The 22,595-nt window shown below is 71.0% G+C and carries 31 protein-coding genes; 4 read left to right on the forward strand and 27 right to left on the reverse strand.

The window, feature by feature from the left end; genetic code table 11:
* Positions 1-10 precede the first annotated feature (10 nt).
* The 4 genes from ACZ6CZ_RS21190 to ACZ6CZ_RS21205 form a co-directional block, all read right to left on the reverse strand.
* Positions 11-1,489, reverse strand: coding sequence for a phage portal protein (locus ACZ6CZ_RS21190; RefSeq protein ID WP_469023262.1), 1,479 nt, complete (start codon positions 1,487-1,489; stop codon positions 11-13).
* A gap of 19 nt (positions 1,490-1,508) precedes the next feature.
* On the reverse strand, positions 1,509-3,122 hold the full coding sequence (locus tag ACZ6CZ_RS21195) for a terminase TerL endonuclease subunit (RefSeq protein WP_469023264.1): 1,614 nt from the start codon (positions 3,120-3,122) through the stop codon (positions 1,509-1,511).
* Complete coding sequence (locus ACZ6CZ_RS21200; protein WP_469023267.1) at positions 3,122-3,568, reverse strand: phage terminase small subunit; 447 nt, start codon at positions 3,566-3,568, stop codon at positions 3,122-3,124. Before ACZ6CZ_RS21200 ends, ACZ6CZ_RS21195 begins: the two co-directional genes overlap by 1 nt.
* A gap of 149 nt (positions 3,569-3,717) precedes the next feature.
* On the reverse strand, positions 3,718-4,050 hold the full coding sequence (locus ACZ6CZ_RS21205) for a hypothetical protein (protein WP_469023268.1): 333 nt from the start codon (positions 4,048-4,050) through the stop codon (positions 3,718-3,720).
* A gap of 194 nt (positions 4,051-4,244) precedes the next feature.
* Between ACZ6CZ_RS21205 and ACZ6CZ_RS21210 the strand changes: the two genes are divergently transcribed.
* Positions 4,245-4,700 (forward strand): hypothetical protein, encoded by a 456-nt coding sequence (locus ACZ6CZ_RS21210; protein ID WP_469023271.1) that lies wholly within the window; start codon positions 4,245-4,247, stop codon positions 4,698-4,700.
* Here ACZ6CZ_RS21210 and ACZ6CZ_RS21215 read toward each other — a convergent pair whose 3' ends face one another.
* From ACZ6CZ_RS21215 to ACZ6CZ_RS21325, 23 genes are all read right to left on the reverse strand, one after another.
* Positions 4,701-4,859: a hypothetical protein gene (locus ACZ6CZ_RS21215; RefSeq protein ID WP_469023273.1), complete on the reverse strand. Its 159-nt coding sequence runs from the start codon at positions 4,857-4,859 to the stop codon at positions 4,701-4,703. It abuts the gene before it with no gap.
* A gap of 113 nt (positions 4,860-4,972) precedes the next feature.
* Positions 4,973-5,173 carry a hypothetical protein gene (locus tag ACZ6CZ_RS21220; RefSeq protein WP_469023276.1) on the reverse strand — a complete coding sequence of 67 codons (201 nt, stop codon included), beginning with the start codon at positions 5,171-5,173 and terminating at the stop codon, positions 4,973-4,975.
* Positions 5,174-5,360: 187 nt separating this feature from the next.
* Positions 5,361-7,487: an FtsK/SpoIIIE domain-containing protein gene (locus ACZ6CZ_RS21225; protein WP_469023277.1), complete on the reverse strand. Its 2,127-nt coding sequence runs from the start codon at positions 7,485-7,487 to the stop codon at positions 5,361-5,363.
* 96 nt (positions 7,488-7,583) lie between these two features.
* Entirely contained in the window at positions 7,584-7,766 is a 183-nt protein-coding gene (locus ACZ6CZ_RS21230; protein ID WP_469023280.1) for a hypothetical protein, read from the reverse strand.
* A gap of 1 nt (position 7,767) precedes the next feature.
* Positions 7,768-7,977 carry a hypothetical protein gene (locus ACZ6CZ_RS21235; protein WP_469023282.1) on the reverse strand — a complete coding sequence of 70 codons (210 nt, stop codon included), beginning with the start codon at positions 7,975-7,977 and terminating at the stop codon, positions 7,768-7,770.
* Positions 7,978-8,004: 27 nt separating this feature from the next.
* Positions 8,005-8,187: a hypothetical protein gene (locus ACZ6CZ_RS21240; protein ID WP_469023285.1), complete on the reverse strand. Its 183-nt coding sequence runs from the start codon at positions 8,185-8,187 to the stop codon at positions 8,005-8,007.
* A gap of 84 nt (positions 8,188-8,271) precedes the next feature.
* A complete protein-coding gene (locus ACZ6CZ_RS21245; protein ID WP_469023288.1) occupies positions 8,272-8,574 on the reverse strand; it encodes a hypothetical protein in 303 nt (100 codons plus the stop codon).
* A complete protein-coding gene (locus tag ACZ6CZ_RS21250; protein WP_469023291.1) occupies positions 8,571-8,744 on the reverse strand; it encodes a hypothetical protein in 174 nt (57 codons plus the stop codon). The genes ACZ6CZ_RS21245 and ACZ6CZ_RS21250 overlap by 4 nt, the downstream gene beginning before the upstream one ends.
* Positions 8,744-9,856, reverse strand: coding sequence for a hypothetical protein (locus ACZ6CZ_RS21255; RefSeq protein ID WP_469023295.1), 1,113 nt, complete (start codon positions 9,854-9,856; stop codon positions 8,744-8,746). Before ACZ6CZ_RS21255 ends, ACZ6CZ_RS21250 begins: the two co-directional genes overlap by 1 nt.
* Entirely contained in the window at positions 9,853-10,182 is a 330-nt protein-coding gene (locus ACZ6CZ_RS21260) for a hypothetical protein (protein ID WP_469023298.1), read from the reverse strand. Before ACZ6CZ_RS21260 ends, ACZ6CZ_RS21255 begins: the two co-directional genes overlap by 4 nt.
* Positions 10,179-10,361 (reverse strand): hypothetical protein, encoded by a 183-nt coding sequence (locus tag ACZ6CZ_RS21265; protein ID WP_469023300.1) that lies wholly within the window; start codon positions 10,359-10,361, stop codon positions 10,179-10,181. The genes ACZ6CZ_RS21260 and ACZ6CZ_RS21265 overlap by 4 nt, the downstream gene beginning before the upstream one ends.
* Positions 10,362-10,486: 125 nt before the next feature.
* Positions 10,487-10,663, reverse strand: coding sequence for a hypothetical protein (locus ACZ6CZ_RS21270; protein ID WP_469023303.1), 177 nt, complete (start codon positions 10,661-10,663; stop codon positions 10,487-10,489).
* A gap of 83 nt (positions 10,664-10,746) precedes the next feature.
* Positions 10,747-11,364: a hypothetical protein gene (locus ACZ6CZ_RS21275; protein WP_469023305.1), complete on the reverse strand. Its 618-nt coding sequence runs from the start codon at positions 11,362-11,364 to the stop codon at positions 10,747-10,749.
* Positions 11,361-11,762, reverse strand: coding sequence for a hypothetical protein (locus tag ACZ6CZ_RS21280; RefSeq protein WP_469023307.1), 402 nt, complete (start codon positions 11,760-11,762; stop codon positions 11,361-11,363). Before ACZ6CZ_RS21280 ends, ACZ6CZ_RS21275 begins: the two co-directional genes overlap by 4 nt.
* Positions 11,759-12,019 (reverse strand): hypothetical protein, encoded by a 261-nt coding sequence (locus ACZ6CZ_RS21285; RefSeq protein ID WP_469023310.1) that lies wholly within the window; start codon positions 12,017-12,019, stop codon positions 11,759-11,761. The genes ACZ6CZ_RS21280 and ACZ6CZ_RS21285 overlap by 4 nt, the downstream gene beginning before the upstream one ends.
* Before the next feature lie 323 nt (positions 12,020-12,342).
* A complete protein-coding gene (locus tag ACZ6CZ_RS21290) occupies positions 12,343-12,873 on the reverse strand; it encodes a hypothetical protein (protein WP_469023313.1) in 531 nt (176 codons plus the stop codon).
* Positions 12,870-13,574 carry a hypothetical protein gene (locus tag ACZ6CZ_RS21295; RefSeq protein ID WP_469023315.1) on the reverse strand — a complete coding sequence of 235 codons (705 nt, stop codon included), beginning with the start codon at positions 13,572-13,574 and terminating at the stop codon, positions 12,870-12,872. Before ACZ6CZ_RS21295 ends, ACZ6CZ_RS21290 begins: the two co-directional genes overlap by 4 nt.
* A 59-nt stretch (positions 13,575-13,633) precedes the next feature.
* Positions 13,634-15,262, reverse strand: coding sequence for a DEAD/DEAH box helicase (locus tag ACZ6CZ_RS21300; RefSeq protein WP_469023318.1), 1,629 nt, complete (start codon positions 15,260-15,262; stop codon positions 13,634-13,636).
* Positions 15,263-15,583: 321 nt separating this feature from the next.
* Positions 15,584-18,442 carry a DUF927 domain-containing protein gene (locus tag ACZ6CZ_RS21305; RefSeq protein WP_469023321.1) on the reverse strand — a complete coding sequence of 953 codons (2,859 nt, stop codon included), beginning with the start codon at positions 18,440-18,442 and terminating at the stop codon, positions 15,584-15,586.
* Entirely contained in the window at positions 18,439-18,669 is a 231-nt protein-coding gene (locus ACZ6CZ_RS21310; protein ID WP_469023323.1) for a hypothetical protein, read from the reverse strand. The genes ACZ6CZ_RS21305 and ACZ6CZ_RS21310 overlap by 4 nt, the downstream gene beginning before the upstream one ends.
* Entirely contained in the window at positions 18,666-19,145 is a 480-nt protein-coding gene (locus ACZ6CZ_RS21315; protein ID WP_469023326.1) for a hypothetical protein, read from the reverse strand. Before ACZ6CZ_RS21315 ends, ACZ6CZ_RS21310 begins: the two co-directional genes overlap by 4 nt.
* A gap of 14 nt (positions 19,146-19,159) precedes the next feature.
* Positions 19,160-19,483 carry an integrase gene (locus ACZ6CZ_RS21320; RefSeq protein WP_469023328.1) on the reverse strand — a complete coding sequence of 108 codons (324 nt, stop codon included), beginning with the start codon at positions 19,481-19,483 and terminating at the stop codon, positions 19,160-19,162.
* Positions 19,480-19,752, reverse strand: a complete 273-nt coding sequence (locus ACZ6CZ_RS21325; protein WP_469023330.1) for a helix-turn-helix domain-containing protein — start codon at positions 19,750-19,752, stop codon at positions 19,480-19,482. The genes ACZ6CZ_RS21320 and ACZ6CZ_RS21325 overlap by 4 nt, the downstream gene beginning before the upstream one ends.
* A gap of 298 nt (positions 19,753-20,050) precedes the next feature.
* On the opposite strand from ACZ6CZ_RS21325, the gene ACZ6CZ_RS21330 reads away from it, so the two are divergent.
* The 3 genes from ACZ6CZ_RS21330 (at position 20,051) to ACZ6CZ_RS21340 (ending at position 22,530) form a co-directional block, all read left to right on the forward strand.
* Positions 20,051-20,494, forward strand: a complete 444-nt coding sequence (locus ACZ6CZ_RS21330) for a helix-turn-helix domain-containing protein (protein WP_469023332.1) — start codon at positions 20,051-20,053, stop codon at positions 20,492-20,494.
* A gap of 138 nt (positions 20,495-20,632) precedes the next feature.
* A complete protein-coding gene (locus tag ACZ6CZ_RS21335; protein WP_469023334.1) occupies positions 20,633-20,878 on the forward strand; it encodes a hypothetical protein in 246 nt (81 codons plus the stop codon).
* 5 nt (positions 20,879-20,883) lie between these two features.
* Positions 20,884-22,530 carry a site-specific integrase gene (locus tag ACZ6CZ_RS21340; RefSeq protein ID WP_469023336.1) on the forward strand — a complete coding sequence of 549 codons (1,647 nt, stop codon included), beginning with the start codon at positions 20,884-20,886 and terminating at the stop codon, positions 22,528-22,530.
* Positions 22,531-22,595 lie beyond the last annotated feature (65 nt).

Below are 22,595 nucleotides of genomic sequence, written 5' to 3' on the forward strand. Positions count from 1 at the left end.
CGGACGCCCCTCACGCCCCGGCCCCCGCGGGCTCCAGCTCCCCGTCCAGCGCGCCACCGACGCCGTCCAGACCTGCCCCCGCGTCATCCTCCGGCGCCTTGAAGGCGAGCGCACGGGCGGCCCGCTCGGCGTCCTGCTCCAGCATCCGCTCCATGCGGTCGATCTGCGTGGGCGTGTAGCCGGCATCCTCCATCAGCTGCCGCCACGGCACCCCGAGCGCCTTCTTCTTCAGCACCGCGTCGATGTGCTGAGCCTCCGTGCGGTACTCCACGTCCCGCCAGATCGTCTCCGCCAGCGGGTTGGTACCGCGCTTCTCATCGCCCTTGACCAGGAAGGCGAGGCGCATCGCCTCCTCCCAGTCCTCGCCGAAGAACATGGTCTTGTCGCGGCACTTGCTCGCCAGGCCCGCCTCGGCCGCCGTGAGCGCGTCCGCTGAGACGTTCTGCACCTTGCCCATGAAGTACGTGGGCGGGGTGCGGGACAGGGCACTGATGTGCTCGGTCAGCAGGCTGATCCCGGCGACGAAGTTGGACAGGTCGGCCGCCGCGAAGTTCCCGAACTTCGCTGATGGGTTGGACGCACGCAGCATCTTGTTGACCGCCAGGCGCCACAGCTCCGGGTCATCGATCTCCTGGCCCGTGAGCGGGTCCTTCGGCAGGTCGATGCCGGTACCCCAGCGGGCCGGGAACGCACCCGCCTCGCTCGCGGTGAGCATGTCGGCGATCAGCTTGTTCAGAGCGCCCTGAATCGGGATGACCTGCCGGTGCTCGGGCGTCGGATCGTCCGTCAGTCGGGGGCGGTTGCGCAGCTCCACCAGCGGCACCCGGCCCAGCGGATTGTCGATGCGCTGCTCCTCGGGGGCGTCCCCGCGCGGCAGCCACCGCACCAGGCCGAACGAGGACGGCAGAACGAGGCCCGATCGGGACACCGGACGCCGCCACTTCCACAACTCGTCCGGCAGGTAGAGGGTCGCGTACTCGAAGCCGTCCTCTCCGTCGAACCGCTTCAGCGCCGCCTTTCGCCGACGCCGCGAGCCTGGCTCGTAGGCCACGATGCACTGGGTCGCGTCCTCAACCGTGATCTCCGGCTCGACCTCGTCGGCGGCCGGGTCGGCCGCCCACACCAGTACGAACGCGCGCGCCTTCACCGAGGCTTCGGTGTGTGCCACCCGCGACCAGGCGTCCATGTTCGAGGACTGCCAGATGCGCTGAGCGTCCTTGTCGGCAGCCGGCGGGTTGGCTTCGTCACCGGTACCGAAGCGGAAACCAACCGGCGTGAGGCGCTCGGATGGGGCGTCGCACACCACCTCGCACCAGTTGTCCGCGAACCTCTCGAAGAGGCCGCCGAAGGCCTGCCGGAACCGGTCGCTGGCGAAGCCGAGGTTGTGGTCGCCCTTGTAGTAGTTGTTCCACAGGTTGATGGTCGTCTGCCGGCGGTCCAGCTCCTGCTCCAGCATGGCGGTGATCCGGAGAGCCTCCTGCGCGGACACAGGCACGGGGTACCTCCGATCAGTAGGCAGAGAAGGAGTTGCTGGTCGCGGTGGCGGCGAGCTTCAGCACGTCCGCGCGGGCCTCGTAGGCGAGTGCGGCGGTCACCGCGCTGTCGATCTTTCGGTCCTGGCTCGGCTTCGTGATGGCGATGCCTGAAGGCCTGCGTTCAGGCTTGGCGTTGCCGACGTGCTCGGCCATCGTCGCGTTGCCGTCGTTGGTCAGTTCGCCGGACAGCGTGGCCGTCTTCAGCCGGTCCAGGGCCGGACACATGCGGGTGGCGATCCGGGTCTCGAAGATCAGGAACGTCTCCTCCCCGAACTCCTCGGCCCAGGCGTCGCACTCGTCGCGCCAGTCCGGCGGGTCGCCGTAGGCCCGCTCGACCTTGTACGTGGCGAAGACGTGACTCATGCCAGCGCGAACCTCGGCGCGCGGCACCCGCCAGTTGTCCGGGTCGCCGTCGTCCCACTTCGTCCAGATCATCGGCCGGCCGTCCGGGAACGTCGGCGTGAACACGTACCCGTCGCTGAGTCGGCAGCAGGTGATCGCCGTGCAGTCGTCGTGGTCCGAGCCGTCGAAACCGACCGTCACCCGCTCCCCGGGCGCCACCGCTTGCGGCAGCGCGCACCGCTCCCACAGGTGCCGGGACAGCCACGTCTCGCTCAGGCTGACCGGCAGGTTCAGGAAGTACCTGCGGAACTTCGCCCGGTCCTGGGTCGGCTTGTGCGCCAACGTCACCATGCGGTCCAGGTCCATGTGTGCCGCGAACGGCCCGTAGGCCTGCATCAGGCCGCGCTTCAGCTCCGCCGGGTCCTCGTAGGCCTCGTCCTCCAGCAGCCGCGCCGGCGCCTGGACGTGGTCGAAATACAGCCGCGGGGCCTTCTTGGCCTTGAAGTTGCGGTGCGTGCGCTCGGCGATGGAGTCCTCGCCGATCGCGTACATGGTCGACGTCTGCAGGAACCACGGCTCGGCGCCCTTCCGCTTCATCGTGTTCCGTTCGACCGTCTCGTACATGTCCCGCAGCTCGGGTAGCACGTACAGGTGGGTCTCGTCCGCGACCGAGAACGACTCCTTGCCGCCGTCCTTCGACGCGCTGGACGCGGTAGAGGGCCGGATCTCGCCGCCGTCCGGCAGGAACACCCGGGTCGAGGACTGCCAGTCGTTGCCGATGTCCACGCCCGGGTAGTCCTCGGCCAGGCGCTCGCTGTGGCTGATCATGTAGGTGACGTTGGCGTAGGTGTTCCCGGCCTGCGTCTCCTCGGTGGCCAGGCATCGGATGAACGGGTACGTCACCGGTGCACCGACGGGCTCGCCGAGTTCGTACTCGTACCCCCAGTCCGAGACCTCCCCCGGCTCCGCCCAGTGGTCGAACCGCACTGGCGCAAGAGCCTCGGCGACCACCAGGCACCCGGCGATTTCGCTCTTGGCCCGGCCCTTCGCCCGGGACAGCAGCACCTCGTCGAAGCGCCGCCGGCCCTGCCCGTCGATCGCGTAGCAGCAGACGATGAACCGCAGGATCTCGGCATCCAGCTCGATCGCCTGGCCCTGTACGTCGCCCGGGCCGTGCGGCAGGTACCACTCGATCCAGTCGGCCAGGGCGTACCCGAGCGACCGACGGACGCCCGGGGTGCGCACTACTCCTCACCGACCGCCCGGAGCCGGCGCCGCGGGTCGTCGCCGCGGCGCGCTGCCGCCCGCTCGGCGGCCCGGGCCGCGCCCTTGCCGACTTCCGCCTGCCCGAGTGACCAGCGCAGCCGCAGGCGGTCCGCCGCCGTGCCGCCGATCGAGGCCTCATTCAGCCGGATCTCGCTGAGCAGCTCCTTCTTCGGCTCCTGCCAGTACAGCTCGACCAGCTGCGCGAGCATGTGCAGCCGCTGCCAGTCCGTGGCCAGGAACGTGGCGGCCTGCGGGGACGTCCTCCAGGTCTCGTACCAGCCCAGAGTGCGGGTGTCGTAGTCGTGGCCGCCCGGCAGGTCCGGGGACGGCCCGGTGAAGCCGTCCGCCGGCAGCACCGTGCCTGCCACGGGGTCCGCGTTGCGGCGCCGGCGCTCGCCGCTCGGCACCGGTCCTACACCAGCCATGGGGTACCTCCCGGTCGCGCCGTCGCGGCGCCTCAGGCCCGGCCGTCGCGGCATCGGGCACGGTTACAAGCGGTGACCGCCGGGCGCCCGGCGGGGCCTCCCAGACCCGTACACACAGCGAGCCACCTCCCCGGCGGTCCGGCAGATGATCATGGAGGGGGGCTCCCCCCGGGGGTCTGGTCACTCTTGGTCATTGGGCTGGCGTGGTCGAGGTCCGGCAGCGGAACCCGCAGGCGGGTAGCCCGTCGTACTGCCAGCGCCTGGGTGTAGTCGCCTGGCGCGCGCAGGATCTGGCCGTCGGCTCCGCGCTGGTACTGCCGGTACACGATCATGGTGCGGCGGCCGATCTGCTCCACGGTCAGGCCCGGCTCGGCGGCCACGTCGTGCGGCTCGATGCCGTTGGCCCTTGCCCAGTCGCACAGAGCATCGCGGTGCCGTGCCATGTCCGCTGCGCTGATCGTTGCCAGTACGCGGCTGCTCACTGGTTCCATCCTCCTGGCTGGTGGCGTGCGGTCTCGCTGGAGTGGCACGGTCCGCACAGGCCGCGTCCGTTGGCTGGGTCGTCAGGGTCCAGGCCCCGGTCGACCAGCTCGCGTCTGCTCAGTGGCCAGTGGTCGGCGTGCACGCTGGCTCTGACGCAGCGGCCATGGCCTGCACGCGCGCAGCTCGTACACCCGTGGCAGGTGCAGGTGGGATCACGGGTGAGGACGCCGGGCCGGAACCGCTGCTCGTGCTGCTGTCCGTAGCCGCGCTGCCGTGCGCTGCCGCGCTGCTGCTCGGCCTGCTGACGGTGCTGGGGGCAGCGGCCGGCGGGGGTGAGGCGGGGGCAGTCGGGGACGGAGCAGACGGTGAGGGCTCGGCGTCTGGCCACGGTCACCTCCTGATCGGTAGCGTGCGCGGCTTGGGGGTGGTGGGCATGCAGGCGAGCGGAGCGCTCGGTGTGTTCGTGGTGGGCCTGGCCGTGTTCATGGTCGGGGTGGCCCGGGAGTTCGCGGTGGTCTGGCTGGTGGTCGGTGGCCTGCTGATGCTGGGCGCTGTGGCGGCGACCGCCGGGCGCCGGCGGACTGGTCCGGACCCGGAGGTGACGGTGCGTCCGGGTGGTGACGGCCGACCGTGGCGGCGCCGACGGTAGCTACTCGGACGGAGCCGGAGGCAGCACGGGCAGCAGGTTGCACGTGCCCTTGAGGCAGGCGCCCTGGCTCTCGCTGACGATGTGGACGTGCTTGCCCTGCTGGGCGAGCTGATGGGCCGCCTCGACTGCGGTGCGGGGCGCCTCGGTCGTGGCGGGCATGGCGGCCTCCGGGTACGACAAAGGCCCCGCTGGTGGGCGGGGCCTCGGGTGTCTGTGGTGCTGTCTGTGGGCACAGCTGTACGCGGAGATCGTGACAGGTCGCTGACCTGCGGTCAAGCAGCGTTGCGGGTGGCGCGCTTGGCGGCGAGGGCGGCGACGGCGGCGGCGGGGTACCAGGGCTGTCGGGGGGTGCCGCCGGAGCGGTGCAGCTGGCCGCGGCGGACGAGCTGGCGGACGGCGTCCAGGCCGATGCCGAGGGCGTGGGCGGTCTGGTGGGCGGTGAGGTGGCCGGGCCGGATGATCTGCGACTCCATGGCTCCATGATGCCGCCTGAACGGGGTCTGTGCGGCTCTCTCTTGCTCCCCTCTACGGCCACTACTTCGCAGGTCAGCGGCCTCTACACCCCCCTATACGCGGATAGCGGCCCCCCTCTAGATCCACCGGAGTGGATAGAGGGGGGCCGCGGGGTGTTCCGGGCGCCGGTTGTAGAGGGGGCGGGGTCTACCGGGCGTTGAGCAGCTCGGGCGGTACGGCCGCTTCGAGGTCTTCGCGGCGGTAGCCGGCGAGGTTCTTTCCGCCGATGTTGACCTGCTTCGTGGTCCGCTTCACCCCGGCCGCCTCGAGTTCGCGGGCGAGGCGTTCGGCGTCCCAGTCGCCGTAGTCCTCGTCGAGGTTCTCCAGCCGCTGCAGCAGGTCGACGGTGTGCATGCGGGCTGCGTGCCGCATCACGGTGAGGCAGTCGGACAGGACGGGGGCGATGGTGATGCCGGTCTGGTCGGCGGCCGCGGTGACGTCCTGGGCGGCGTCCCCGGTGAGCTGGTCGTGCTTCTGCCGCAGGGCGCGGCCGCGCTGGCACAGCTCGGCGAACGCGGGGCCGTCGAGGAAGTCGGCTCGCACGGTGACGAAGGAGGCGGGGCCGGTCACCAGCACGCCGGTACCGCGGTGGTCCTCGGAGAGGACGGAGGCGTCGGCTCCCTGAGCGGCCTTGCCCTTGCCCAGCACCATGTCCGAGGACGTCTGGTCGACGACCTGTGTGCAGTACCGCAGGGTGATGATCTCCCGCAGCTTCGTCGGCACGCTGTCGGCGTCGGGCCGCTGGGAGGCGAAGTTGCTGATGAACCCAGCGGCCGGCCCGCGGCGGGCGATGCGGCACAGGTCGTTGATGACCTGCTCCCGGTCGTCGCGCTCCATCGCGGTGAAGTACTCCTGGAGTTCGTCGATGGTGACGAAGATGACCGGCAGGTTGTACTTCTCGACGATGCCCGGGGTCAGCTTGCCCTCGGGGCAGACGGAGACGGGCAGGCCGCGCAGCAGCACGAACCGGCGCTCCATCTCCGCGAGCAGTTCCTTCAGCATCGCCTTCAGGGCTTCCACGGCGTCATCCTCGGCGCCCATCACCAGCCGGTGGGCGACCGCCTTCATCGGCATCCAGTCGGCGCCGCCCTTGCCATCGGCGACGTAGTGCCTGACGAAAGGGTCCAGCAGCCCGGCCGCGGTCATCAGCCGCTGCGTGAACGTCTTCCCGCGGCGGGGCAGGCCGCCGAAGAACAGCGACTGCCACATGACGGGCACGGTGATCCGGGTACCGCGGGCGTCCTGCCCGAACGGGATCGGGTCCCACACGGAGAACGTCTCCGCCTTGACCAGCGGCGACGGGTTCGGCAAACCGAGGTAGGGGTCATCGTCGGCCACCCACATGCTGACGCGGCCCGCGTTGCCGCCGGCCGCCGCACGGACCCGGGAGGCGATGACCTGGATCTCGTCCACGCCCAGCTCGGCGGCGATGGCCGTCCGCTTCGCCAGCACGTCGGCCGCGGTCTTCCCGCCACCCTTGGGGAGGTCGAAGATGACGGCCCAGCCGCGCCCGTCACGGACCGGGCCCATGACACAGGTGACCCGGGGTCCTTCGTCGTCGCCGCGCCCGGGCTTGAGCAGGCCTGCGGCCCGCAACGCGTCGTTGAGCTGCTGCGCTGACATGTCGACCCGCAGCGGCGGGGTGGGGTTGTCGAGCAGCTGCACATCCTCGCCGCGTCCGAGGTAGGCCAGCGGCAGCGCGGCGGCCGCGACCATCCCGGCCTGCAGCAGCGGGGGCGCCAGGTACCAGCCAGCCGCCGCGGCGGCGACGGCGACGCCTGCCGCGCTCCAGCGCCAGCGGCGGGCCACCGTCCGCTCTCGGTGCGCCAGGACGAACTGAGCGGCGACCACCACGTCGTCGGGCTTCACTTTCACCTGCGCGCGAAGCGCCTTCACCCCGGCACTGTGCTCCGAGGCGGCCAGCGTGGGCCACAGACCCCGCGCGCCCCGCCACGCGCCCTTGAGGGCCAGCCACGCCATACGGAACGCGTACTTCGGCGTGCGCAGCAGGTGGTACCGGGAGTGCCACAGGCACAGCCTGCCCACAGCCGCGGCGTTCGCCTTCAGCGCGGCCGCGGAGCGCGCCCATACGGGCAGGACCGGCATGTCGGGCACGGTGAGCCAGTCGGCGAGCGGGTTCTCCGGGCGGTCGACAGCCTCGACCACCGGCGCGTCATCCTCGACGACGGCCGGCGGTTCGGGGGCGAACTTGAGCAAGGACACGTTCGGTTCGGCGTGCCCGTTGATTACGGGCCGCGGCAGGGTGTCCGTCATGCTGGTGCCTCCGGATTTCGTTACGCATTGCGTTTCGGGATCGGGCCCGGGGCGGCCGGCTGTCCTTGGCCGGGTGACGGCCGCCCCGGGGTGGAGCTACTTGCGGGCGGCGCGGGCGGCGGCCTCGCGCTTCTCGGCCTTCTCGCGGATGCGGTCGGCCTGCCGCTCGAGGGCCGCTACCGACTTGCCCTTGCCCTGCTTGCGGGCGACGCGGATGCCGAGGGCGATGACCTGGAGGGTCTCGCGCAGGTTGTAGGGGTCGTCGCTGGTCAGCGCCATGTCAGCCCCTCGCCTTCAGGTACTCGTCGCGGACGGCGCGTCGGGCCTCGCGGGCCGTCTCGCGGGCGGCGGCGACCTTGCGGGCGGACGCCGCCAGCTCCGGCGCGGACCGCGCGGCGCGGTACTGCTGCTCGGCGTTGTGCAGGGCGGTCTCCGCGGTCTGGCTGGCGGTGATGGCGGCCTCACGGGCCGGGTCCGGGGTGAACCTCATGTCGGTCCTCTCAGGGGTGGTCGGTGGTCAGCGGCGGCCGAGCGCCCAGGAGATGAGGCCGCTGACCTGGTCGGTGACGTCGGTGACGCGGCCGGCCTCCAGGTCGTCGGCCCGGTCCTCCAGGCGCTGGGCGGCGGCGTCCTTGCCGCGGGCGCGGAGGGTGCGGGCGGCCTCGCGGTTGTCGGCGGCCTGCTTCTTCATGCGGGACATGGGGTTCCTCTCTGTTACGGGCGAGCCGGGCTGTCCGGCCCTACCGCACCCCTGCGGACGAGCCGCAGAGGACGGAAGGGCAGGTCAGCGGCCCTTCTGGAAGTCGCGCCACATGGCGCGCAGGACCAGGGCGAGGATCGCCACGGACACCGCGCCGATCGCGATGGCCACTGCGAACAGGGAGGCCACCAGACCGCCGGCGATCCCGAGGCCGCCGATGGTCAACCACTTCCTGGCGTCGAACTCCTGCCGGGCCGGGGCGGCCGGGGCCGGCGTCTGCTGCTGCAGCTGCTGGGCGGCGAGGAGCGCGGCGACGATCCGGGTGACGTCCGTGTTGGCGGCGGCCTCCTGGGCGGCGGCCTCTGCCTTCTCCAGGGCGTCGCTCATCGCGCCCACCTCCGCAGCTGGGGCAGGTGCGGGCGGACGATGGCGCCCAGGACGAATGCGACGAGCACGGGCTTGCCGAGGAGCCAGGCGGCCACCGTGCCGACGAGGAGCAGGACGGACGGGATGAGGAGGAGGACGCCGAGGAGGGCGCCGAGGAGGAGCCAGCGCATCACGCGTACCCGCCTTCCATCGGCTCGGCCGGGGCCTGCTGCTCGGTCTTCTTGGCGGACCGGGACAGGGCGGTGCGGACGTAGGGCTCGGTAACGATCAGGCGCCGGTGACGCTCGACGTGCTCCACGATGTCCTTGGCCTTGGCGTCCGGGCCGAGGGTGGATGCGGCCTCGACGACGGCGCCCTCCATCGTGACCGGGTCCAGGGCCCTGACCTGCTGATGCGCGAGCGCATCAGGTCGATGCACCTCGTACTGCGGGGGCTGCTGGCCGAGCACCAGGGCGACGGCGACGGCGTCCACGTGCACCCCGTAGGTGGCCAGCACGGTGGCGAGTTCGGCCGGGGGCGCATCCGGGCGCGCATCCGCTGCGAGCCGGATCGCATCCGCCGGGTGCATCTCCGCGAACCGTTGGCGCAGCGCCTCGGTCGCGGTGGCGAGCCGGGGCCGCGCGGTCGGCGGTTCGACGGCGGCCGGGGCGCCGTACATGGCGCCCAGGGCGGCGTCGGCTCCGCCTGTGATGCGACCGCGCTGCACGTCGACCAGGGCGGCGCCCAGGACCTGGTCGCCGACACCGACCCGCTTGGCCAGCTTCCAGGACTTCCGCAGCGCCTCGGCGCGGGTGTCCTCGTCGGGGTGCCGTTCGGCGGCGGCCTGGTGGTAGGCCAGCTGCTGCACGGCGTGGGCGTTGCGGCGCTGCGCTTCGGCGTCCACGCCGGTGCTGTAGATGACGATGCGGCGGGCGATGAGGCCGAGACCTTCGGCGGCGCCGGACATGCCGAGCGGCATGACGCCGTAGACGACGGCCTCGGTGGGGGCATCGGCGAGGGACAGGCCAGTGCCGCAGGCGGCGAGCGGGGCCAGCCACAGGCCGGCACGGACCCAGGCAGGGGCGGACTGACCGAGCAGGGTCAGGCCAACCATGGTCAGCGCGAGGATGAGGGTGAGGCCCTCGCCCGCGGCGACGACGCCGGCGGCGGTGGCCTGGCGGCCGACCTCGGCGAGCGCGTTGCTGTAGGTACCGACGGCGCCGGTCACGCCAACGGCGACCATCACGCCGGCCGCCGTGCCGAGGACAATCCGCTGCCCGCGGGTAAGGGTCCGGGCGTTCACTGGTCCTCCCCGGTGGAGAGGGTGACGGCCTCGGACCAGGGCTTGCCCGCGTCGAGGGCGGCGTGCGCCTGGGTGGCGGTGACGTACCCGGCGACGGGGTGCTCGGCGAGCCGCTTCCGCAGGTACTGGGCGTTCCAGGACGGGCCGAGGTCGGGCCCGTCGTCGAGGACGTTACGCAGGGCGATGCGGGCGTGGAGGGCGCGGGTGGCGAGCAGCCGGTCGTGGACCTCGCTGCCGCCGAAGGTGGCGGGGGCGGGCAGGTCGAGCGCTTCGAGGACGGCCGCGAGCAGGTCGCGGACAGGCTGGGGCAGGTTGGTGCTGCTCATCGGCGGCCACCGCTTTCGGCGGCGTGCGCGCGGGCCAAGGCGAGCTGGTCGCGGGCGGCGCCGGCGGCGGCCGAGCGGGTGCCGGCGGCGCTGGCGTAGTCGGCGCGGCACTGCTGGTGCAGCTCGGCTACGCGGTCGGGGGCGCCCTGAGCGGGGGCGCTAGAGTTCCGCTGGGTCATGACGAGGTCCGATCTCGTTGTGATCAAGTGCCGACGCGTTGCTGCGCGTCGGTGCGTAGAGGGTCGGGCGGCGCGCGCGCCTCCAGGTGTTCCAGCACCCGGAGAGCTGCTGTCCGGCCCTCGTCCTATTCGGTTGTGTACTTCTTGATCGCGTGAGCGATAGCCGTCCAGCTCATGCCTAGATCCTTCGCCAGCGCGTAGACGCTGCCGAGTTCACCGGCGCCTTCCTTCAGGGCTGTCGCTCGTCGTCTGCGGGCGGTCTCTACCTGGGCTTCGAGCTGTTCCAGCAGCTCGTCCTCCACGCGAAGACGCTCCCGCCAAGGGGGTGTTTCCACCTCTGCGAGACTATCACTAACCCCCCTTTGCGCAAGGGGCATAGCGATAGTCATGCCGGTTCCGTCGGCTGATAGTGCTGCAACAGCAGGAGATCCGTCTCCGTTCGGTACTCCGTTCCGCACCAGCTGCACCGCACCAGCTCACCCGGGAGTCGGGTAAGGACCGCCCCGCACACCGTCCCCTGGTCATCTGTCACGGCCACGCAGAGCCCGAGTCGTTGCGGTCGGGGCCTCGGGTCACCGACAACAGAGCGCGCCTGCGTCTCCAGCGCCCACACCTCGCGCGCCAGATCGCCGGCCGCCGGGTAGGCCGTCGCTATCCAGTCCAGCTGGTGGACCAGCCATCCGCAGTCGGCGGCCAGGTCGCCAGCAGGCGGCGCGCCTCGGTGCGGCCAGCGGACGCGGCGGACGTCCAGTCGCCAGGAACGCAGAACCTCGGCCGCGCGACCCCAGTTCACGGTGTCGATGACGTCCTCGTTGACCGGGGACTGGGGGCCGGCTGCGCTCTTGGTGGCGATGATCTCGCCCCAGCTGGCGCGGCGCGGCACAAGGCATTCACCGACCTCGGCGTACAGGTCGGGCAGTTCTCGCAGCCCCCCAGCCAGCTGCTCCCTGTGCCGGGTGCACAGGTAGCCGCTGGCCGAGTTGCCGCACAGTTCACAGGTCACGGGGTGGTGCTCTCCTCGGGCTGCTCGGTGCTGTCCAGGGCGGCGCGCAGCTCGGTGGCCGCGCTGCCGTAGGCGCGGAGGACGACCCACCGGGAGGCCAGGGCGCGCACCCGTTCGATCACGGCCTCGGCCTGCTCGGCGCGCTCCCTGCTCTCCCGAGCACCGCGGTTGACCATGCGGTTGGTGCGCTTCATCCGCTCGATGGTGGCGCGCGCGATGTCGGCCTCACGGATCTCGGCCTCCACCTGCTGGCGCAGCAGGGCGTCCTCGTCGGGGGTGAGGCCGGCGGCGGCCCGGACAAGCAGGATGCGGACGCTGCCGCGGCGGGTGGCGCGGCGGGCGTCCTCGTTGAGCGGCGGGAACGGCTGGTCCGGGTAGCCGCCGGTGGGGTGCGTCATCGGTGGGTGTCCTTCCGGGTGCAGGTAGTCGGGTCGTGGTCGGCGCCGCGCGACTCCCAGCCGGTGAGGCAGCACGCCTCGGCCAGGCGCTGCCAGCCGTCGGCGATCTCCTCGGCGACCTCGGCCGCGCTCGGCTGGCGAGGCCGGGCAGCGCGCTCCGCCTGCGCGCTGGCGGCGCGCTGGCTGGCGATGGCCCAGCGGACGAGGGCGAGGGCGGCGAGGACGTACAGGGCGGCGATGAACTGGGCGAGCCTCACCGGTTCCTCCAGGGTGGGTAGAGCCAGTGCGCGCAGAGCACACCTGAGGTGGTGACGACGAGGAGCACGAAGGCGATGACGGCGGTCACAGGTAATCCCCGGTGACGTGGACGGTGCGGAGGCGGGCTCCCGGGCGGAGGCCTTGGCCCCACAGGTCGGCGTCCCAGCGGACGATGAGGCGCTGGCACAAACAGCTGCCGGCGGCGGGCAGGAAGGGCCTCGGGGGCAGCGCGGGCGGGCGGTGCGGATCTTCACTGGTCCCTCCGTGGTGTGATGGGCGGAAGGCCGCCCCTGATTGGTGCAGGGGCGGCCGTTACGTGTGGTCATCCGGCCTGCGGTCGCGCGGCGCGCCAGGCGTCCAGGACGCGCTTCGGGATCTGGCCGACGCGCGGGCAGTACACGCTGTTGGCGGCGGCCCAGGCGCGGACCTCGCGGGTGTCGTAGTCCCGGACCGCAGCGGCGCGCTTCTTCTTCGGCTTCGCAGGCGCCAGCTCCTGCTCGCGGGCACGGAGTTCGGCCAGGCGCTTCTCCAGCTGCTCGGCCTCGGTGGTGATGGCGGTCAGCTCCTGGTCGGCGGCGTGCCGACGGCGGAGGCCGGTAAGGGCGACGCGGGCGCGGGCGGCCTGGTCCTGAACCTCGGGGTCCGGGTGGTCGTCGCCCCACTTGAGGAGCTGGCCGACGGGTACCGGTGGCGGGTCGGCGGGCGGCAGTTTGAGGGCGGGCAGTCCCGGAATGGGCTGGCTCATCTGGGGCTCCTTCGGGCCGGTGAGCTGGAGGCGGTTCTGGCGTGCGGCTTCCGGGCCGCCCTGCTGGTCGATCTCGTCCAGCAGGGCGCGGAGGGCAGCGACGGTCATCGGCTCTCGGGATCAGTGGCAGATGGGGCAGATGTGGAAGGGGTCCGTCGACTCGTGGCAGTGGTCGACGCACCTGCGACAGCGGCCCGACGCCGGTCGATGGCCTCGATCCAGGCCACGGCCACGGCCGCGACCTGCACCAGCTCGGCGCGCAGCTCGGCCGGGTCAGCCTCGGCGAGTGCCTCGTAGACCTCCTCCAGCAAGATCAGGTCCCAGCCGGTCGCGCTCTCGTGCGCGGCCAGCTGGCAGTTGCGCCGGGCGGCGGTCGCGTGTCGGGCGTACCAGCTGCTGCCGGTGCCGTCGGGGTGGTTCTGCTCGCCCCAGCGCTGGTCCTGGCGGGCCCGCTCGTAGGCCACCTCGGCAAGGACCATGGCGCTCGGCGGGGTCCGGTGCTCAGGGCAGTAGTCGCCGGTCGCGTCGCACTGCCATCCCTCGGCGCGGAGGTGACGGCGGGCCACCTCCAGGCGTTCCGTGCTCGTCTGCTCGGTGGACACCATGTAGTCGCGCGCGATCTCGGTCCCGCACTCGTCACAGAAGACGCCAATCTTCGAGGGGTACAGCGGGCTGTCCGGGTCCCGCAGGATCGCCGAGACGAGAGCCGGCGGGAGCGGGGCGGGCGGGGAGTCGGGGGCGTAAGTGGCCGCTGTCTGCTCGGCAGACGCGTGGCCGAGCTGCTCGGCGGCCTGCTGGTGGTCGTTCATGGGTTCCTCCGTGATGTGATGGGTGGAGGTCCGGGCCTGATAGCGACAGGCCCGGACCGCTACGCGGCGGGAAGGATGAGTTGGCCCAGGACGCGGCCGACGCGGTCCTGGTCGATGAGGTCGGCCACGTCGCCGGCGGTGCTGCCGGGCGGCACCCGGATGCCCAGACGGCGAGCCAGCCCGCATTGCTTGTCCGTGGGCCTGCCCTGACGCCACCGGGCCTGGCGGTCGACGAATGCGCCGGGCGCCAGCACCTTGGCCTGCTGCTCCAGCCACGCCAGGGCCTCGGGCAGCGGCCGCGCAACGTCGTCCCTGGGCGGGTGCGCACCGTCCGCCTGTGTCCACCGGCGCATCCGGTACAGACGGGTGCCGGGGTCGCGGACGAGAAACAGGAACATGGCGGACGTGAGCCTGATGAACCAGGTGCCGTTCTCCGTGCGCAGCCACCGGATCGACGAAGCGCCGAACAGGTTGATCTCCTCGGCCGTCACCTGCGCAGCGAGCGGGCGGCGCTTCTCGGTGGCCGCGTGCTCCTCGGCGATCTGCCGCAGGCTCTTGCCGCTCTCGGGCTGGCCGATCTCGCGCTCGGTCAGGTCGACCATGCTGGCCAGCTTGTGGCGGGACGCCGCGCCCATCACGTCGAGCAGCAGCGCGTCTCCCTTTCCAGGCGCCGGACGCAGGCCGCGGCCGACCATCTGCACGTACAGGCCGGGCGACTTGGTCGGGCGGGCGACCACGATGCAGCTGGTGTGCGGGGCGTCGAATCCCTCCGTCAAGACCATGCAGTTGGTGAGCACCTGGACGTCGCCGGCCTCGTACTGGGCGAGGGTCGCGCGCCGCGCGTCGCGGCCCATGTCGCCCCACACCGGGGCCGCCGTGATGCCGACGGCGCGCAGTGAGGCGGCGGCGGCCTGGGCGGTCGCCACGGTCGGCGTGAAGACGACGCCCGGCCGGTCGGCGGCGTGCTCGACATACGCCTTGGCGATGGCGTCCAGCGCGCCGGAGTCCTCGAGCGCCTTGCCGAGCTGCCCGTCGACCAGGTCGCCGCCGCGGGTGCGCACCTTGTTGAGGTCCAGGGTGTCGACGGTGATGGCCTTGCCGCGTACGTCGCAGAGGTAGCCGTCGCTGATCATGTCGAGGATGTCGAGGCGGAACACCACGTCTTCCCAGACCTCGGCCAGGCCACCGTCCTCACGCGTCATCGTCGCGGTGAAGCCAGCCACGGGCACGCCGTCCCAGGCGCCGAAGTGCCGAAGCACCTCCATGTAGGTGGGGGCGGCGGCGTGGTGGCACTCGTCCACGATGACCAGGCCGACATCCCTGATGGCCTCGCGTCGGCGGGGCACGGCCAGGGTCTGGACGCTGGCCACGATCACGTCGGCGTCTGCGTGGTCGTCCCGTGCGGCCTTGACGATGCCGACCCGCAGCATCGGGTCGACCGCCAGCAGCTTGGACGCGGCCTGCGAGATCAGCTCCTCGCGGTGGGCGATGACGAGCACCCGGCGGCCGCCGAGGTTGTCGAGCATCTGGTGGGCCAGGTGGCTGAAGACGACGGTCTTCCCTGCGCCGGTCGGCAGGACGACGGCCAGGCGGTTCTGGCCGGCGGCCCAGCCCTTGCGGAGCGCCTCGATGGCGTCGAGCTGGTAGGGGCGGGGAGTGAAGGCGGGGGCTTCTGTGGTGATGGACATGGTCACCTCGGATCGGTGGGAGATGGGGGAGCGGTACGCACTGCGTACCGGCTGCGTACCGGCTGCGTACCGGGCTGAAATAGCCTCTGACCTGCTCTTATGTCTCTCTCTACGGAGGGTGGTACGTAGGTACGCAGAAACAGACAGGTGTCGATGTGCGCGCACTCGCGCACAGGCGCGCACGCACGCACACGCCTGAGGGGTGTCTTTTCCGGGCGAGTGCGTACCGCCCCCCGATTGAGGGTCGGGATGCGTCTGACCTGCGCAGACTGGTGGCCCCAGGTGGTACGCACCTCGTGCGTACCACCGTGCTCACGGCTCTCATGACGCCTCGTCCTGGTCGCCGAAGGGCATGCCCTCCGGGGTGAAGGCGAGGCATTTCGCTCGGGCTCCGCCGAAGCGGCGGGGCACCAGGTGCGCGGGCCGCTGGCTCTTGAGGGTCTTCAGGTACTCGGCGTCGACCCAGCTGCCGACCACGGCGTCGAGGGAGTAGCCGGCCTCCGCGAGGATCTTGCGGACGCGCTCAGGCAGCAGGGCCACTTCCGCGACACCCGCCTTGTCGGTCGACAGGACACCCAGCCACCCGGAGTACGGCGGCTTCTCGTTCATCGCCGCACGGGTAGCGGTGAACAGCTCGTGAGCGTGGCCCGCCACGTACTCCCGCAGGACGTCCAGTGCCATGTCGGGGCGGTTGTCGGTGGGGTTGTGGGCGGTGAACAGGCCGCGCCACGTGTCGTGGGGGAGGGGCTCATACGGGAGCAGGCCGCGCTTGCAGGCGAGCGTCTCGGCGAGCACCAGGGCGGCGACCATCGGCGCGCGCCGGTTGGTCATGTCGCCGCCGCCACGGAACTCGTTCACCAGCGCACGGTGCTTCTCCCTCAGCACCTCTCGGCCGTTCGGATGGGCGAGGCCGCTGAGGACGTACTGGATGAACTCGGGCCCGGCGTGGCCGTGGTTGGCGAGCACGCCGTCCCGTGCCGCCGCAGCCGCCGCGCCCCCGCCGTCGCCGAAGGGGGCGATCGTCGTCCCCAAGATGCGGGCAGCGGCGCCCTGGCTGGTCGTAAAGGACAGCGCCGGCCGCTCGCCCGAGGACAGCAGGATGGTCTCCCAGGGCAGCATGTTGCCGAACGCCCCACCCGACCGGGCTTTCCCGTGATTCATCGGGAGCTGGTAGAGCACCTCGTCGATCAGGGTGTCGTCCGTGACGGCCATCGTCTCGTCGAACACCGTGACGATCCCGCGCACCAGGTTCAGCCGCTTCTCGATCGCGTACAGCGTGGTGCGCCAGTTGGACATGGCGGAGGCGTGCTCGGACGGGTCCGCCCACACGCTGAGCGCTACCTGAAGCGCCGTCGTCTTGCCCTTGGTGGACCGGCTGGAGATGTCCAGCGTGAAGCTGTTCAACGCGAGGGGCTTGAGCAGCGGCGCAGCGAGCGCGGCCGCGATGGCGACGCGCGGCACAGGGAAGCCGGCCAGCTGCGCAACGGTCTCCTGCCAGCCCTCGAGCGTCCCTTTCCTGGCATGTGCGCGGGCCGGGCCTCGCTGCTCCTCGAACGGCACATCGACCTTGATGCCGTCCTCGGGTGAGGAGACGAACGTGCCGTCGTCCTGCCAGCCCAGCCAGCGGGCCAGCTGCTCGCTGGGGATGCGGCCGAAGTTGCGCGACTCGAACTCGGCCAGCCACTTTTCGACGGCCCGGGCATCGCCCTCGACGGCGGGCAGCCCGGCGCTGCCGAGCGTCTCGATCAATTTTCGCCCGCGCTTCGCTGTCTCGCGGCTGACGATGCGGGAGATGCGGCGGGGTCGGCCGAGGCTACGGTCGATCCAGGACAGCTCGACGTACTGGTCGCCTTCGGGGTCCTCGAACGTCGCGGTCACCACCAGGGGGGCGAACGTGACGCGCTGCCAGTTCTCGCCGCTGGTGCTGAGGACCTCGACGCCGCGGCCGGTGAGCCGGTAGTCGTAGGGCGTACGCACGGAGGACGGCAGGCCGAAGGTGCCGGCGTAGTCGAAGCCTTCCGGGTCGTCCGACACGCCATCCGGCGCCGGCTGCTCGTCCTGCTCCTGCTCGTCCTCGGCAACGGCTTCGTCCGGAGCAGGCGCCGCGGGTGCCGGGATGGACGGGCGGCTGCCAACGGACGCGAGGTGGCGGCTGCCGTAGCCGAGGCGCGCCAGTTCCCGGGCGGCTGCCTTGTGGTCGCCGCCGTGATTCAGTAGCGCGTAGGCACCGAACTTCGAGTAGGGCACCTCGCTCTCGAACTCGCTGCCGGTGGCGAAGACGAACAGGCGGTCGTGCTCGTCGCGGCCGGTGGTCGCCTTCACCCCGCCGACGCCGTCCGCCCACCCCCAGAACGTCTCGCTCCCGCGGGTGTTCAACGGGCGGAAGGTTCCTCGAAGGATGTCCTCCCAGGAGGCGCGCGCCTCGAAGTCGTCGCCAGGCCGCAGAGTGCCGTCCGGTCGTGGCGGGGACGGGCGCGGGGCCGTCCTCACCGGTTCGGGCTTGGGCATCTGGTCGAACAGGTGACAGACCGCCCGGATCGCGTCCATGGTTTCCCCGTCGATCACGGGGATGTTGGCGGGTGACCCTGCGATGCGGGTGTACGGGCGACCCGAAGCGTGCACGGTGCCGCTGGACGGTTCGACTAGGCCATACCCGCCTTCGCCGCGAGTCTCGATCAGAGGACGCACGATCTTCGTGCCCGGCTTCTCGGCGACTCGCTGCCGCTCAGAGGCGTCCCACTCATCCTCGCGCGCCAGCCGCTGCGCCAATTTGCGGTTCGGCGGGACGGCGGCGCCGTCGAGGCGGGCGCGGTAGTGGATGCCGCCGCTGGGCGACTGAGTGACCCAGCCGCTCTGAATGGCGGCCCACACTTCGCCGAGCCCGTGATCGGCCATGGACGCGGTGACCTGCTCAAGCAGACCCTCGCGGATGGCGAGGCCCTCGAACTCGACCAGCTCCACGGCACCGGAGACGGCACCGTAGACCACAGCGATGCCACGCGGTCGGTCGCCGTCGAACCAGTCGTCGTGCTGCTCAGGTGTGGTCCGGGTGATCTTGTACTCAAGCCAGGGGACCACTGGCTTCTTCGTCCCGTCGGCCTTGATGGGCAGGACGCACAGGCCAGCGTCGTGCAGCTCGCGGGCTGCTGCCCGGAGGTCGGTGGTCTGCGAGTCGGTCAACGGTTCTCTCCGTGGTACTGGCTGAGGTGCCGGGCCTTGATCCCGCTGATGAACGGACCGATGGCGCTGGGCCGGATCGGCACTTCGCGGGGCTTCGGGCACCCCGGGCGGTAGCACTCGTAGCGAGCACGGACGTTCTCGGCGTCGATGACCAGCAGGCCGTCGACTCGTTGGGAGGTGGCCGTGCGGCCCGGGGTGTCCCGGGCGCGCACGGCAGCTGCAGTCACGGGGTCGCCCGGGAGGTACGGGCGTGCCAGGCGTCGATGTCCTCCACGTGGCCGGCCGCGACGGTCTCCTGGAAGTCGGCGGCGCGGTGGTCGTCTTCCTGGCGCTGCGCGACCTCATGGCGCAGATGGAGGAGGGTGCGGGCCGGATGCTGTCCGGCCGGGGCGACGGCCATACCGCCGCCGTCGGCGGTCCAGATGACGGCCGTCCGGAACGACTCCACCTCATCGGCACGCGACACGTGCACCGTGATGCGGTGCTGCGCGGCGTAGGCGCGCAGCTGCTCGCGGGCGAGGGCGTCGGAGGCCCAGGCGATGCTGGAGCTGGGGGCTCCGTTGATCCGGATGAGATCGCCGAGGGCGTCCAGGCACTGGGCCAGGTCGTCGCCGACGACTAGTTTCGCGGCCTCGATCTGGACCAGGACGCGGGCGAGGTCGGGCGTGGTGGTCGGCTGGGCGGACGTGGGAAGCTCATGCACGAGCGGACCCCGATCTACTTGCTGGCGTGAGTGGGTGCGGGCTGCTTGGACGGCGCTTCCGGCTGGACCCCGGGGGCGCCGTCGTCGTGGCTGGCTGCTGTCGGCTGGACCCCGACGGCAGGGAGTGGGGAGAGGCCGAGGAATCTGAGGAGGTCGACCTTTCGCACGCGCTTAGCTCGGCCGAACTCGATCACCTCGATGGGGAACTCGCCCCCTCGAATGAGGGCGTAGCCCGTGCCCTCGGACACGTTCATCGCGGCGAACGCCTGCTTCACAGCGGGCATGGCGGGCAGGGCGAGGACCTGTTCGGGCGTCAGCGCCTGAGCCGGGGAGGTCATATGGCCTCCCTGTCGGACTGGGCCGGGACGAAGGCACGGCCGGCGCGCTCCATCGGAATCCACAGGACGAGCAGACGGACGCCGAGGGCGGCCGATATCGCCTTGGCCTTGTCCTCGGGGACCAGGCGCTGCCTGCCGGACATGAGGGCGCCGATGGTCCCGTGGGCCACGCCAGCGGTGGCAGCCAGTTCGCGGCTGGTGATTGCCTCACCGGTGCCGGTGCGCTCCATGAGCGTCTTGAGTCGGTCGCTGCTGGCGACTGCGTACATCTGGGGTGGGTCTTCGCTCACGTTCACCTCGCTGGACAACTTGTCCCACTGGTGGGACAGCGGTGAACGGAGCATCACACACGCTGAACGGTTTGTCCAGCGAGTGTGACAGGTAATGAGAGCGCACGTAATCGGTCAATGACTCAGTGCGACCTGGCGCGATCGTCCAACGTGCTGAACAATCCGTTCAGCAAGTGAGATGAACGCCCCAACTGACCTGCCCGTACGTCTCAATGAACGGTGCAGACCCTGAACGGACGTACGGAACCTCTGACCAAGGAATGGCAGGATGCTTGACATGGCTCCGAACGAATCGCAGCCGCGCGAATCCCGGCGCAGGCCTGAACAACGCACCCAGTTCGCCGACCTGATCCGCAAGCGTCGTGCCGAACTCAATGTGGGCTTGAAAGCGTTCGCCGACAAAGCTGTGGACCCGAGGTCGGGGACCAGCGTCACGCGCGGGTGGGTGTACCGGCTGGAGCAGGGTGAGCCCGTCACGCCGCCGGTCTATGAGGAGCTGGTGGCCCTCGCGGCGGCCTGTGAGCTACCGGTGGAGGTGCTCCAGGATGCGGCCGGCTCCCAGTTCCACGGTGTGGACCCGCTCACCAGTGGCTCATCCGAGGCGAAGGCGTACGTCCACAAGCTGGACCAGCTGCCAGCCGATCAGCGGGACCGACTCCTTCGCCTCATCGACACGCTGGTGCCGCCAGACGAGACCCCGGGAAGCACCCCCTCCCCTTAGCGTTACCCAGCGTCACGGGTCTATGCGGACTGTAGAAAGTTGAGGTCCGTGGTGCGATCATGTCCCAACGCCTTTAGGGGAAAGGTGCTGGTCCACCGTGAATTTCGAACGTGTGAGCGGCAGATCGGGGAGGGATGCATGGCGTCACCGCACGAACCGCGAGTACCGCGAGTCTGGTACTTCTTCAGTGACGACCTGGCCGACGGCGAGCTGATCATGCCGATCAGAACCAAGTACGGCTTGGCGTTCGCAATACGCCCGAACGCTGGGATGGAACAGGAGATGCTCGACCAGCTCAACAAGACGGCAGAATTTGTGCTGGGCGTGGGGCTTGCGCACCTGGACGGTTGGGACGACGTCGAGCCCCCTGAACGAGAGGAGTAGACCCCATGCCGTCAGCACGCCGGGCAGGCAGCATCTACCGACGCTGCGAATGCCGCGGTGCCGACGGCAAACTGCTGGGCAACGCCTGCCCGCAGCTGAAGAAGAAGGCCCACGGATCTGTCGGTCTCCGCCAGGAGCTGCCGCCGGACGCCGATGGGAAGCGCCGGATTTTCCGGCGTACCGGGTACAAGTCAGTCGCGGACGCCCAGGGCGACCTCTCCCGCCTTCAGGGCATCCTCGACCTTCCCGGTGACGATCCGGCTGAGCAGCAGCGCGTGGGGGATCTACTCGCCGACATCTCCCGGCGACGCGCCGACATCCCCCAGGCTGACGAGGTCAAGCGACGCCTCGGCGTAGGTGTGCCGCTCGACGGCATGATGACTGTAGCCGAGTGGCTCGACCGCTGGATGGCCGGCAAGAAGACGCGGACGACAACGAACGCGGGGTACCGCTCGCACATCAAGATTCACCTGAAGCCCCACATCGGGCACTACCGCCTCGACCGGCTGAACGTCGGCCACGTCCAGTCCATGTTCGAGGCCATCGCTGACCAGGCCGACGTCATCCGCGCGGAGAACGAGGCCCGCCAGGAGCAGGAGCAGCGAGCGAGGTGGCACCGCCCGGGGCGGCCGCCGGCGAAGGAGCGCGAGCGCCTGGCCGCCGAGCGCGAGCGCCTGGCCGCGATGAAGCCGTACCGGAAGCTGGCGGGTCCGGCGACGCGGCAGGCTATCCGCCGCACCCTGCGCACTGCGCTGAACGCGGCCATCGGCCAGCAGCTCATCACCTTCAATGCGGCGAAGCACGTCGAGCTGGGCAGCAGCTCGCGGCCTAAAGGTCTGCTGTGGACGACCGAGCGCGTCACTCGCTGGCGCGAGACGGGTGCAGTGCCCAGCCCGGTCATGGTCTGGACGCCCGAGCAGCTGGGCGCCTTCTTGGACGCGGCCGAGGATCATCGGCTGTACGCCTTCTACCACCTGGTCGCCCACCACGGCCTGCGCCGCGGTGAAGGCGTAGGCGCGGACTGGGCGCACGTCCACCTGGATGCCAGCCCGCCCCACATCGACGTCCTGACGGAGATTGTGGTGGACGGCTGGACACCGATCGAGACGGCGCCGAAGACCGACAGCAGCATGGCAGCCGTGACGCTCGACCGGGAGACGGTGACCGTGCTGCGGGAGCACCGCGCCCGCCAGGACGCCGAGCGCGCTGAGCGCCTGGCCGCGGGGAAGGCCTGGACGGACACCGGCAAGGTGTTCACGGCGGAGGACGGCAGCTGGCTGCACCCCGACGTCGTCAGCCGCGAGTTCAAACGGATCGTGGAGGCGGCCGGCCTGCCCCCGATCAACTTGCGCGACCTCCGGCACGGCGCGGCCGCGCTGGTGAAAGCGGGCGGTGGAGACATCGACGACGCCAGCAAGAAGCTCAGGCACAGCACGATCGTGCTGACCGCTGACACCTACATGAGCCTGTTCCAGGAGTACGAGCAAGACCTGACGGAGCGCGCGGCGGCCGCGGTGCCGCGCGCGCGGCGCGGGCGTGGAGCGACCCCTGCTCCGGGCGCTGTACCGAGGCAGGGGTCGGGCTCAGCGACGCAGCCAGCAGACGCTGATGTGGATACCTCGACGGTACGGGCCAGCGCTGACAACGGGTAGTCCCCGGCGTAGAATCGAAGGACAGACAAAGGGCCTCCGACCTGCGGGTTGGGGGCCCTTCGTGC

It is taken from the genome of Streptomyces sp. NPDC041135 (assembly GCF_055592085.1).

Coding starts and splice junctions, on each gene's coding strand:
- ACZ6CZ_RS21200 (WP_469023267.1), bottom strand. CDS start 3,568: ATGGCTGGTGTAGGACCGGTGCCGAGCGGCGAGCGCCGGCGCCGCAAC.
- ACZ6CZ_RS21215 (WP_469023273.1), bottom strand. CDS start 4,859: ATGCCCGCCACGACCGAGGCGCCCCGCACCGCAGTCGAGGCGGCCCAT.
- ACZ6CZ_RS21220 (WP_469023276.1), bottom strand. CDS start 5,173: ATGGAGTCGCAGATCATCCGGCCCGGCCACCTCACCGCCCACCAGACC.
- ACZ6CZ_RS21225 (WP_469023277.1), bottom strand. CDS start 7,487: ATGACGGACACCCTGCCGCGGCCCGTAATCAACGGGCACGCCGAACCG.
- ACZ6CZ_RS21230 (WP_469023280.1), bottom strand. CDS start 7,766: ATGGCGCTGACCAGCGACGACCCCTACAACCTGCGCGAGACCCTCCAG.
- ACZ6CZ_RS21235 (WP_469023282.1), bottom strand. CDS start 7,977: ATGAGGTTCACCCCGGACCCGGCCCGTGAGGCCGCCATCACCGCCAGC.
- ACZ6CZ_RS21240 (WP_469023285.1), bottom strand. CDS start 8,187: ATGTCCCGCATGAAGAAGCAGGCCGCCGACAACCGCGAGGCCGCCCGC.
- ACZ6CZ_RS21245 (WP_469023288.1), bottom strand. CDS start 8,574: ATGAGCGACGCCCTGGAGAAGGCAGAGGCCGCCGCCCAGGAGGCCGCC.
- ACZ6CZ_RS21250 (WP_469023291.1), bottom strand. CDS start 8,744: ATGCGCTGGCTCCTCCTCGGCGCCCTCCTCGGCGTCCTCCTCCTCATC.
- ACZ6CZ_RS21260 (WP_469023298.1), bottom strand. CDS start 10,182: ATGAGCAGCACCAACCTGCCCCAGCCTGTCCGCGACCTGCTCGCGGCC.
- ACZ6CZ_RS21265 (WP_469023300.1), bottom strand. CDS start 10,361: ATGACCCAGCGGAACTCTAGCGCCCCCGCTCAGGGCGCCCCCGACCGC.
- ACZ6CZ_RS21280 (WP_469023307.1), bottom strand. CDS start 11,762: ATGACGCACCCCACCGGCGGCTACCCGGACCAGCCGTTCCCGCCGCTC.
- ACZ6CZ_RS21290 (WP_469023313.1), bottom strand. CDS start 12,873: ATGACCGTCGCTGCCCTCCGCGCCCTGCTGGACGAGATCGACCAGCAG.
- ACZ6CZ_RS21295 (WP_469023315.1), bottom strand. CDS start 13,574: ATGAACGACCACCAGCAGGCCGCCGAGCAGCTCGGCCACGCGTCTGCC.
- ACZ6CZ_RS21300 (WP_469023318.1), bottom strand. CDS start 15,262: ATGTCCATCACCACAGAAGCCCCCGCCTTCACTCCCCGCCCCTACCAG.
- ACZ6CZ_RS21320 (WP_469023328.1), bottom strand. CDS start 19,483: ATGACCTCCCCGGCTCAGGCGCTGACGCCCGAACAGGTCCTCGCCCTG.
- ACZ6CZ_RS21325 (WP_469023330.1), bottom strand. CDS start 19,752: ATGTACGCAGTCGCCAGCAGCGACCGACTCAAGACGCTCATGGAGCGC.
- ACZ6CZ_RS21330 (WP_469023332.1), top strand. CDS start 20,051: ATGGCTCCGAACGAATCGCAGCCGCGCGAATCCCGGCGCAGGCCTGAA.
- ACZ6CZ_RS21335 (WP_469023334.1), top strand. CDS start 20,633: ATGGCGTCACCGCACGAACCGCGAGTACCGCGAGTCTGGTACTTCTTC.
- ACZ6CZ_RS21340 (WP_469023336.1), top strand. CDS start 20,884: ATGCCGTCAGCACGCCGGGCAGGCAGCATCTACCGACGCTGCGAATGC.